A 9,486-nucleotide genomic window follows, 5' to 3' on the forward strand; every position below is an offset into this window, starting at 1 on the left:
GGAGTGCCAAGGCTGTCATGACCTCAAGCTCTCGAACCGCCCGGTGCGGACCCGCATGCCGGGTGGTGTGGCAGGGGTGCCTCCGATCATGGAGGCCCCCTATGCCGATTGGCGTGCTGCGCTCAGTTCACCAGCACCAGCTTGCCCTTGACGCCGCGCGAGCCCATGAGGGCGTAGGCGGCCTTCAGCTCCTGCATGGGCAGGGTGCGGTCGATCACGGGTTTGATCCTGCCCTCGGCGTACCAGCGGCCCAGCTCGGCCATCATGGCGGCGTTGGCCTGGGGTTCGCGGCGCGCGAAGTCGCCCCAGAACACGCCGACGATGGACGCCCCCTTGAGCAGCGCCAGGTTCAGCGGCAGCGCGGGTATGGGCCCCGCGGCAAAGCCCACCACGAGGTAGCGGCCGCGCCAGGCGATGGCACGGAAGGCCGGCTCGGCCAGGTCGCCGCCCACGGGGTCGTAGACCAGGTCCGTGCCGCGCCCTTCGGTCAGGGCCTTCAGCGCCTCGCGCAGGTTCTCACGGCTGTAGTTGATGGTCGCATCGGCGCCTATGGACGCGCACAGCGCGCATTTCTCGTCGCTGGAGGCGGCTGCGATCACGCGGGCCCCGGCGGCCTTGGCGATCTGGATCGCGGCCGTGCCGACGCCGCCGGCGGCGCCGAGCACCAGCACGGTCTCGCCGGCCTTGAGCTGGCCGCGGTCGAGCAGGGCGTGGTGCGAGGTGGCATAGGTCATGATGAAGGCCGCCGCGTCGACCGGCGGGAAGCTGTCGGGCAGCGGCAGGCATTGCGCGGCCTGCGCCAGCGTGTGGGTGGCGAAGCCGCCGGTGCCGGCCAGGCAGGCGACACGCTGGCCGGGTTGCAGCCCGGTCACGCCCTCGCCCAGGGCGACCACGGTGCCCGCGTATTCTGAGCCCGGCACGAAGGGCAGGGCCGGCTTGTGCTGGTACTTGTTCTGCACGATCAGCAGGTCGGGAAAGTTCAGGCTCGCGGCCTGGATCTCGACCAGCACCTCGCCGGCGCGGGGCTCGGGCGTCGGCAGCTCCTTCCAGGTCAGGGCGTCGACGCCCACGGGGTTTTCACACAGCCAGGCATGCACGGTCGGCTCTCCTCGATCTCGGTTGCGGATCCGGCCATCATAGGCGGGGGCCGGTGGCGGCCATGTCCCAGGAGCGACCGGCGGTGCGCAACCTACAATCGCTTGCACGCTGTAACGCCATGAAAATCCTCATCTCCAACGACGACGGCTACCAGGCTCCGGGCCTGGTCGCACTGTACGAGGCGCTCAAGACCGTGGCCGAGGTCGAAGTGGTGGCGCCCGAGCAGAACAACAGCGCCAAGTCCAACGCGCTGACCCTGCATTCGCCGCTCTACGTGCACCGCGCATCGAACGGCTTTCGCTACGTGAACGGCACGCCGGCCGACTGCGTGCACGTGGCGCTGACCGGCCTGCTGGGCTACCGGCCCGACCTCGTGCTCTCGGGGATCAACAACGGTGCCAACATGGGCGACGACACCATCTACTCGGGCACCGTGGGGGCGGCCATGGAGGGTTACCTGTTCGGCGTCCCGGCGATCGCGTTCTCGCAGATCGAGAAAGGCTGGGCCCATATCGAGGCGGCTGCGCTCAAGGCGCGCGAGCTGGTGCAACAGATCGACCAGCAGCGGCTGATCGGCCATCAGCCCTGGTTGCTCAACGTGAACATCCCCAGCCTGCCGCTGGAGCAGATCAAGCCACTGAAAGTCTGCCGGCTGGGCCGCCGGCACGCGGCCGAGAAGGTGATCACCCAGCCCAGCCCGCGCGGCGACACCATGTACTGGATCGGCGGGGCCGGACCGGCCATGGACGACGCCGAGGGCACGGATTTCCATGCCACGACCCTGGGTCACATGTCGCTGACACCGCTGATGGTCGACCTCACGGCCCATGAGCACCTGGGCTACTGGGCCCAGACCGCGGCGCGGCTCTCGGGCGGGGGCGACGCATGACGCAGCGCCCGCGTTTTCCCGCGCGCATCGACTTTTCCGCGGGGCGCCCCGCGCCGGCGCGTCCGGCCGAGGCCGGACGCAGCGCGCCCGTCCCGCAGCGTTCCCAGCCCCAGGGCGTGGGCATGGATTCCGGTGCCGTGCGTGCGCGCATGGTGGCCAAGCTGGCCGCGCAGGGCGTGCGTGACGCGCAGGTGCTGTCCGCCATGGGCAACGTGGAGCGCCATCGCTTCGTCGACACCGCCCTGGCCAACCAGGCCTACGAGGACACCAGCCTGCCGATCGGCCTGGGCCAGACCATCTCCAAGCCCAACGTGGTGGCGCGCATGATCGAGCTGCTGCGCAATGGTGCTCAGGGGCGGATCGGGCGCGTGCTCGAGATCGGCACCGGCTGCGGCTACCAGGCGGCGGTGCTGAGCCAGGTCGCGACCGAGGTCTACAGCATCGAGCGTCTGCGCGGCCTGCACGACAAGGCGCGCGAGAACCTGCGCCCCCTGCGGCTGGCGAACGTGCACCTGCTGTTCGGCGATGGCATGGCGGGTTTCGCCAAGGGCGCGCCCTATGCGGGCATCATCGCGGCGGCCGGAGGCGATGCCCTGCCGCAGTGCTGGATCGACCAGCTGGCGCCAGGCGGGCGCCTGGTCGCGCCCATGCACCAGGCTGCAGGTACGCAGGCGCTGGTGGTGCTCGACAAGACGCCCCAGGGAATTCGGCAGAGCGTGCTTGAGGCGGTTCACTTTGTCCCCCTAAAATCGGGGGTCGTGTAAGGGAAAGAATTTATGCAGGGTTTTCGTCGTCAGGGATGGGTGGTGTTGGTGGCCAGTCTGGTGCTTGTCGGCTGCACCACGCGTTCGACGCAGCGCGCCCCCGTGGAAGACCGCGGCATGCGCAGCGGCACGACCACGGATCCCGCTGTCAAGGCGCTGCCGGGCGCAGAGAACGCCGGCAAGCCCGGCTATTACACGGTGCGCCCGGGTGACACCGTGATGCGCATCGGCCTGGAAACCGGCCAGGCCTGGCGCGACATCGCGCGCTGGAACAATCTGGACAACCCCAACCTGATCGAGGTCGGTCAGGTGCTGCGCGTCGTGCCGCCGGTGGTCACCACCACCACCGAGGCTGGTGGCGTGGTGACCAAGCCCGTCACGGCCTCCGCGGTCACGCCGGCCGCCGTGGCGCCCGCGCAGGCGGCCAGCGCGCCGCGTGCGTCCGCTTCGGCGGCGGCCGCGCCGGCTCCCGCTGCAGCGACTGCGCCGGCCGCGGCCGCGAATGGCGAGGACGAGCTCGCCTTCATCTGGCCGAGCAACGGCACGCTGCTGGCGAGTTTCGACGAGGCCAAGAACAAGGGCCTGGACATAGGCGGCAAGGCTGGCGAAGCCGTGCTGGCGGCGGCCGATGGGCGCGTGGTCTATGCGGGCGCAGGCCTGCGCGGCTACGGCAACCTGGTCATCCTCAAGCACAACAACACCTACCTGACCGCGTACGCGCACAATCAGACCTTGCTGGTCAAGGAAGACCAGACCGTGCGCAAGGGGCAGAAGATCGCCGAGATGGGCAACAGCGATGCCGACCGGGTGAAACTGCATTTCGAGATCCGCAAGCAGGGCAAGCCGGTCGACCCGGCCAGGTACCTGCCAGCCAGGTAGCCGCCATGAACAAGCGCAACGGAAGTCAACCGAGGGGAGCTCCGGATGCGCTTGTGCACAGAGCGGCCCGCTTACCCAGGGCCGCTGCCGCGGTGCTCCAGCCCAGCGCGAAGCCCCCGGTGGAGCCGCCGCCGGAGGAGCCCGTTGCGCTGGAGGCGGAGGACGTGACCGGCGAGTCCGGCGACACGCTCACGCTGTACCTGCGCGAGGTGCGCCGCACCGGGCTGTTCACCCCCGAGGAAGAGTTCGAAACGGCCATGCGCGCCCGGGCCGGCGACTTCGCGGCGCGCCAGTCCATGATCGAGCACAACCTGCGGCTGGTGGTCAGTGTCGCCAAGGGCTATTTCGGCCGCGGCGTGCCGCTGAGCGACCTGATCGAGGAGGGCAACCTCGGCCTGATGCACTCGATCGACAAGTTCGAGCCCGAGCGGGGTTTTCGCTTCTCGACCTACGCGACCTGGTGGATACGCCAGGCGGTCGAGCGCGCGGTCATGAACCAGGGGCGCGTGATACGCCTGCCCGTGCACATCGTGCGCGAGCTGCAGCAGGTGCTGCGCGCGCGCCGCACGCTCGAGAACGACCCGCTGTTTGCCGCCTGCCGCCCCGACGGCGTGCGCGTGGACGACGTGGCGGCCCTGCTGGGGCGCGACGTGCACGAGGTGGCCCAGCTGCTGGCGATGGCCGAGACGCCGCGCTCGCTGGACGCCACCACCGGATCGCCCGAGGACGAATATTCGCTGGGCGACACCATGGTCGACGACCTGGCCATCGACCCCACCGACGTGACCCAGAGCCACGAGGTCGAGCGCCTGCTGCAGGGCTGGATAGACGCGCTGTCGGCACGCGAGCGCGAGATCCTGGAAGGGCGCTTCGGCCTGCACGAGCGCGAGCCCGAGACCCTGGAGGTGCTGAGCGACCGGCTGGGCCTGACGCGCGAGCGGGTGCGCCAGATCCAGAACGACGCGCTGCTCAAGCTCAAGCGCCACATGGTGCGCCAGGGCGTCGGCAAGGACGCCCTGCTGTGAGGGTTGTCCGCCGGCACTGACAGCGCCCGTTCCCGGGCCTGAGACAATCCCGGCATGACAGAAGAAAACCGTACTGAAAAGCCCCTGCCCGAGGGCTGGCTGCGCGTGGATGCGCTCGACATCGAGGCCCAGGGCATTGCGCGCCGGCCCGACGGCAAGGTGGTGTTCGTCGAGGGCGCGCTGCCCTTCGAGCTGGTGTCGGTCCAGGTCAACCGCAGGAAGAACAACTGGGAGCAGGCCACGCTGACGGAGCTGCACCAGGAGTCGGCGCAGCGCGTGCGCCCCGGCTGCCCGCATTTCGGCCTGCACGCCGGCGCCTGCGGCGGCTGCAAGATGCAGCACCTGCATGCCGGCGCCCAGGTGGCCGTCAAGCAGCGCGTGCTGGAGGACAACCTCTGGCACCTGGCCAAGGTCAAGGCCGAAACGCTGCTGCGGCCCATCGAGGGGCCGGCCTGGGGCTACCGCTACCGCGCGCGCCTGTCGGTGCGCCATGTGCACAAGAAGGGCGAGGTGCTGGTGGGTTTCCACGAGCGCAAGAGCCGCTACGTGGCCGACATGAAGGTCTGCCAGGTGCTGCCACCCCATGTGAGCGCCATGCTGGTGCCGCTGCGCGAGCTGATCTATGCCATGGACGCGCGCGAGACCTGCCCGCAGATCGAGCTGGCCTGCGGCGACGAGGTGACGGCCCTGGTGTTGCGCCACCTCGAGCCCCTGTCCCAGGACGACCTGGCGCGATTGCGCGCCTTCGCGGCCCAGCACCAGATCCAATGGTGGCTGCAGCCCAAGGGGCCGGACACCGTGCACCTGCTGGACCCTGGCCCCGAGCTGGCCTACGGCCTGCCCGAGTTCGGCATCACCATGCCGTTCAAGCCCACCGACTTCACCCAGGTCAACCCCTACATCAACCGCGTGTTGGTCTCGCGCGCGCTTCGCCTGCTCGATGCGCAAGCGCAAGAGCGCGTGATCGACTGGTTCTGCGGCCTGGGCAACTTCACCCTGCCGATCGCGACCCAGGCGCGCGAGGTGCTGGGTGTGGAGGGCAGCGAGGTGCTGGTCGCGCGCTCGCGCGAGAACTACCGGCGCAACCAGGAGCAGGCCCCGGCTGGCCGTCCCCTGGCGCCCACGCGCTTCGTCGCGCGCAACCTGTTCGAGATGACGCCGCAGGCCCTGGTCGCCGACGGCGCTGCCGACAAATGGCTGGTCGATCCGCCGCGCGAAGGCGCGTTCGCGCTGGCCAAGGCCCTGGCCGACCTGCAGCAGTCGCGCATCGGCGCCGAAGGCGCCCAGCCGCTGCCGGACGGTGCCGAAGGCTGGACGCCGCCCAAGCGCATCGTCTACGTCAGCTGCAACCCGGCCACGCTGGCGCGCGACGCCGGCCTGCTGGTGCATCAGGCGGGCTACCGCTGCAGCGCCGCGGGCGTGGTCAACATGTTCCCGCACACGGCGCATGTGGAGAGCATGGCGGTGTTCGACCTCGTTTGAGCGTTCGTGCACCAAACACAAAGGGACCCGCGGGTCCCTTTGTTGTGATCGCACGATGTGCTCTGAGGTTGTGAAGATTTCGTCGCGAGCGGGTCGAGGTCAGGTCGAGCAGCGCAGCCGTACTCCCGTACGGCGAGCAGCGCAGGCCTGAGATCGGCCCGCGCAGCAGAAAGATTCACGACCTCAGTCGCGCTCGCCGCCCATGATGCCGAGCAGGGCCAGCAGGCTCTGGAACACGTTGAACAGGTCCAGGTACAGGGCCAGCGTGGCGCTGATGTAGTTGGTCTCGCCGCCGTCGATGATCTGCTTGAGGTCGTACAGCATGTAGGCGCTGAAGATGCCGATCGCCATGACGGAGATCGCCATCATGCCGGCGGTGGAGCCGACGAAGACGTTGATGATGCCGCCGACCATGATGGCCAGTGCGCCCACCATCAGCCACTTGCCCATGCCGGACAGGTCGCGCTTGATCACGGTGGCCAGGCTGGCCATGACCAGGAACACGCCGGCCGTGCCGGCGAAGGCGGTCATGATCAGGTCCGAGCCGTTCTTGAAGCCCAGCACCATGCCGATCAGGCGCGAGAGCATCAGGCCCATGAAGAAGGTAAAGCCCAGCAGCACCGGCACGCCGGCGGCCGAGTTCTTGGTCTTCTCGATGGCGAACATGAAGCCGAAGGCGCCGCCGAGGAAGACGATCAGGCCGAGCCCGCCGCTCAGCGCCCTGGTGACGCCGGTGGCCACGCCCAGCCAGGCGCCGAGCACGGTGGGCAGCAGGCTCAGGGCCAGCAGCCAGTAGGTATTGCGCAGCACCTTGTTGCGCTGGGCCTGCGAGGCGGCAAGGCCATAGCCGGCAGCGGACGCCAGGGTAGTCACGCGATCGTTCATTGAGGTTTCTCCATGTCTTCTGCGGCCGCAAGGCGCGGACTGCGCTGATTCTAGGGGTATCGCCGCTGCACGGTCGATTTCCCGCGCGGGGGCCTCCTACTTTTTGTGAGGGTACTTTTGCCACCGGATGGGGCAGTGGCCGAGGTGCAAGCCGTTATGCTTGAGCGTTTCACCGAAGTTCCAGCCATGAAGACCAAACCCACCCTCGAATTTGCCGACGTCAAGGCCATCGCCGCTGCCGCAGAGGCCGAAGCCCTGAAGAACAACTGGGCCGTGAGCATCGCCGTCGTCGACGACGGCGGCCACCTGCTGCACCTGCAGCGCCTGGACGGTGCCGCGCCCATCTCGGCGCAGATCGCGCCGGCCAAGGCGCACACGGCCGCCGTGGGCCGCCGCGAGAGCAAGGTCTACGAGGACATGATCAACGGGGGCCGCGTGTCCTTCCTCAGCGCGCCGGGCCTGAACGGCCTGCTCGAGGGCGGCGTGCCCATCGTCAAGGATGGCCAGTGCCTGGGCGCCGTGGGCGTGAGCGGCGTGAAGTCCACCGAGGACGCGCAGATCGCCCGCGCCGGCATTGCCGCCATCGGTCTCTGAGTCCGGCGGATTCCGCCAGGCCCGCCCGCGAGCGGGCAGCAAAAAGCCGACCCTGGGTCGGCTTTTTGCATGTTTGCCGGAGGCGAAAAAAGAGCGTGGCTGGGCGGCATCCACCCCCGTGGCTGGCTCAAGCGACGGCACGGCCTGCGGCCGGGCCATCGTCCCACGATGAGATTCGGCCCTGGCCTTACTTGGTCAGGATCAGCTTGCCGAGCCGGGTGGCCTGCAGCCGGTAGATCGCGCCGTTGTGGCTGATCTCGACGGCCTTGCGGCCCTGCAGCAGCTCTTGGCTGTGCACCGTGCGTGCGGCGCCATCCGGCGCCGTGGGCGCGTTGCTCGCCTGGGGGCGGCCATCGGCGCCGAAGAGGGAGGCCTTGTTGGACAGGTTGTGCATCGCAGAACGCCTTTCCTGGCTCGATCAGTGCTTGGGTTCGGTGATGAAGCCGATCTTTCTGAGGCCGGCCTGCTGCGCCGCCGCCATGGCCTGGGCCACGCGCTCGTAGCGCACGGCCTTGTCGCCACGGATATGCAGGTCGGGCTGCGGCTGCTTGGCGGCCTCGGCCTGCAGCAGGGCGGGCAGGGCCTCGTCGGCGACGCGCGACTCGTTCCAGTAGTAGCCGCCATCGGCCTGCACCGACAGGCGCACGGTCTCGGGCTTGACTTGCTCGCGCTGGTTGCTGGCACTCGGCAGGTCCACGTTGACCGCGTGCTTCATCACCGGCACCGTGATGATGAAGATGATGAGCAGCACCAGCATCACGTCGACCAGCGGCGTCATGTTGATCTCGTTCATCACCTCGTCGGGTTCGTCCTGGGTTCCGAAGGCCATGGCTGCTGTTCCTCAGGCCTTCTTCATCGGGACGACCTTGCCCTCGCCGCCGCCGCTGACGCGCGCGCCGGTCACCAGGTAGGCGTGCAGGTCGTGCGCGAAGCGGTTGAGTTTGACCAGCACCGACTTGTTGCCGCGCACCAGGGCGTTGTAGCCCAGCACCGCGGGGATGGCCACCGCCAGGCCCAGCGCGGTCATGATCAGCGCCTCGCCGATCGGTCCGGCCACCTTGTCGATGGTGGCCTGGCCCGCCGCGCCTATGCCCAGCAGGGCGTGGTAGATGCCCCAGACGGTGCCGAACAGGCCCACGAAGGGCGCCGTCGAGCCGACCGAGGCCAGGATGGCCAAGCCCGACTGCAGGTGGGCCGTGGTGTCGTCGATGCTGTTTCGCAGGCAGCGCGTCACCCAGTCGCTCACGTCCAGGCTGTCGTGCAACTGGGCCTTGGTGGCGCGGTGGTGCGCGGCGGCTTCGCGCCCTTCGGTGGCCAGGGCATGGAAGGGGTTGCCGGCCTGCGGCGCGAGCCGCCCCAGCCCCTCGGCGAAGTCGGCGCTGTGCCAGAAGGCCTCGGTGCCGGCGGCCAGCTTCTTGTACCTGAGGATGTCGAGCGCCTTGATCAGGATGACCATCCACGAGGCCAGCGACATGCCCAGCAGCAGCAGGGCCACGCCCTTGGTCACCCAGTCACCCTGGGTCCAGACGCTGACCAGGCCGAATTGCGATTCCATAACTTGATTACTCCAAAACAAAATTGATCGGTACGTTGAACCACATGGCCTCGGGCACGCCGCCGCGCTTTCCGGGCAGGTAGCGCCAGCGCAGCACCGTGGCCAGCGCCGCCTGGTCCAGGCGCTCGTAGCCGCTGGAGCTGCGGATCTCGGCCTTCTGCGCACTGCCGTCGACGGCGATCAGCACGCGCACCACCACCTTGCCCTGCTCGCCCAGGCGTCGGCTCAGGGGGGGGTAGGGCGGCTTGGGGTTGTTCAGGTAGTCGGCGTCGCTGGACGGCAGCTCGACGCGGGCCGGGGCGGGCGGTGCCGGGG

General features: G+C 69.0%; 12 protein-coding genes. 6 read left to right on the forward strand and 6 right to left on the reverse strand.

Annotated elements, in window-relative coordinates; translation table 11 throughout:
• Nucleotides 1-122: 122 nt before the first annotated feature.
• A complete protein-coding gene (locus FFS10_RS21875) occupies nt 123-1,097 on the reverse strand; it encodes an NADPH:quinone oxidoreductase family protein (protein WP_137896712.1) in 975 nt (324 codons plus the stop codon).
• A 119-nt stretch (nt 1,098-1,216) separates the two neighbouring features.
• Here FFS10_RS21875 and surE point away from each other — a divergent pair, with 119 nt between their 5' ends.
• Genes surE through rlmD form a run of 5 tightly spaced genes read left to right on the forward strand, consistent with a single transcriptional unit; the run spans nt 1,217 to nt 6,137 of the window.
• Nucleotides 1,217-1,987 carry a 5'/3'-nucleotidase SurE gene (gene surE / locus FFS10_RS21880; protein ID WP_137896713.1) on the forward strand — a complete coding sequence of 257 codons (771 nt, stop codon included), beginning with the start codon at nt 1,217-1,219 and terminating at the stop codon, nt 1,985-1,987.
• Nucleotides 1,984-2,751 (forward strand): protein-L-isoaspartate(D-aspartate) O-methyltransferase, encoded by a 768-nt coding sequence (locus FFS10_RS21885; protein ID WP_137896714.1) that lies wholly within the window; start codon nt 1,984-1,986, stop codon nt 2,749-2,751. Before surE ends, FFS10_RS21885 begins: the two co-directional genes overlap by 4 nt.
• A 12-nt stretch (nt 2,752-2,763) precedes the next feature.
• A complete protein-coding gene (locus tag FFS10_RS21890; protein WP_137896715.1) occupies nt 2,764-3,630 on the forward strand; it encodes a peptidoglycan DD-metalloendopeptidase family protein in 867 nt (288 codons plus the stop codon).
• Nucleotides 3,631-3,635: 5 nt separating this feature from the next.
• Nucleotides 3,636-4,655 (forward strand): sigma-70 family RNA polymerase sigma factor, encoded by a 1,020-nt coding sequence (locus FFS10_RS21895; protein WP_137896716.1) that lies wholly within the window; start codon nt 3,636-3,638, stop codon nt 4,653-4,655.
• 54 nt (nt 4,656-4,709) lie between these two features.
• Nucleotides 4,710-6,137 carry a 23S rRNA (uracil(1939)-C(5))-methyltransferase RlmD gene (gene rlmD / locus FFS10_RS21900; RefSeq protein ID WP_137896717.1) on the forward strand — a complete coding sequence of 476 codons (1,428 nt, stop codon included), beginning with the start codon at nt 4,710-4,712 and terminating at the stop codon, nt 6,135-6,137.
• A gap of 183 nt (nt 6,138-6,320) precedes the next feature.
• On the opposite strand, the gene FFS10_RS21905 is transcribed toward rlmD, so the two are convergent.
• Nucleotides 6,321-7,022, reverse strand: coding sequence for a Bax inhibitor-1/YccA family protein (locus FFS10_RS21905; RefSeq protein WP_137896718.1), 702 nt, complete (start codon nt 7,020-7,022; stop codon nt 6,321-6,323).
• 186 nt (nt 7,023-7,208) lie between these two features.
• Between FFS10_RS21905 and FFS10_RS21910 the strand changes: the two genes are divergently transcribed.
• Complete coding sequence (locus FFS10_RS21910) at nt 7,209-7,616, forward strand: GlcG/HbpS family heme-binding protein (protein WP_137896719.1); 408 nt, start codon at nt 7,209-7,211, stop codon at nt 7,614-7,616.
• Nucleotides 7,617-7,803: 187 nt separating this feature from the next.
• Here FFS10_RS21910 and hemP read toward each other — a convergent pair whose 3' ends face one another.
• The 4 genes from hemP to FFS10_RS21930 all read right to left on the reverse strand — a co-directional run.
• Nucleotides 7,804-8,010 carry a hemin uptake protein HemP gene (gene hemP / locus FFS10_RS21915; protein ID WP_137896720.1) on the reverse strand — a complete coding sequence of 69 codons (207 nt, stop codon included), beginning with the start codon at nt 8,008-8,010 and terminating at the stop codon, nt 7,804-7,806.
• A gap of 24 nt (nt 8,011-8,034) precedes the next feature.
• Complete coding sequence (locus FFS10_RS21920) at nt 8,035-8,445, reverse strand: ExbD/TolR family protein (protein WP_137896721.1); 411 nt, start codon at nt 8,443-8,445, stop codon at nt 8,035-8,037.
• A 12-nt stretch (nt 8,446-8,457) separates the two neighbouring features.
• A complete protein-coding gene (locus FFS10_RS21925; protein ID WP_137896722.1) occupies nt 8,458-9,171 on the reverse strand; it encodes a MotA/TolQ/ExbB proton channel family protein in 714 nt (237 codons plus the stop codon).
• Between the two features lie 7 nt (nt 9,172-9,178).
• Nucleotides 9,179-9,486 (reverse strand): energy transducer TonB (locus FFS10_RS21930; protein ID WP_137896723.1); only part of this gene is annotated, 308 nt, incomplete at its 5' end.

This window comes from Ramlibacter sp. 2FC, assembly GCF_005503345.1.
In the GTDB taxonomy this organism is placed as follows: Bacteria; Pseudomonadota; Gammaproteobacteria; order Burkholderiales; family Burkholderiaceae_C; genus SCMQ01.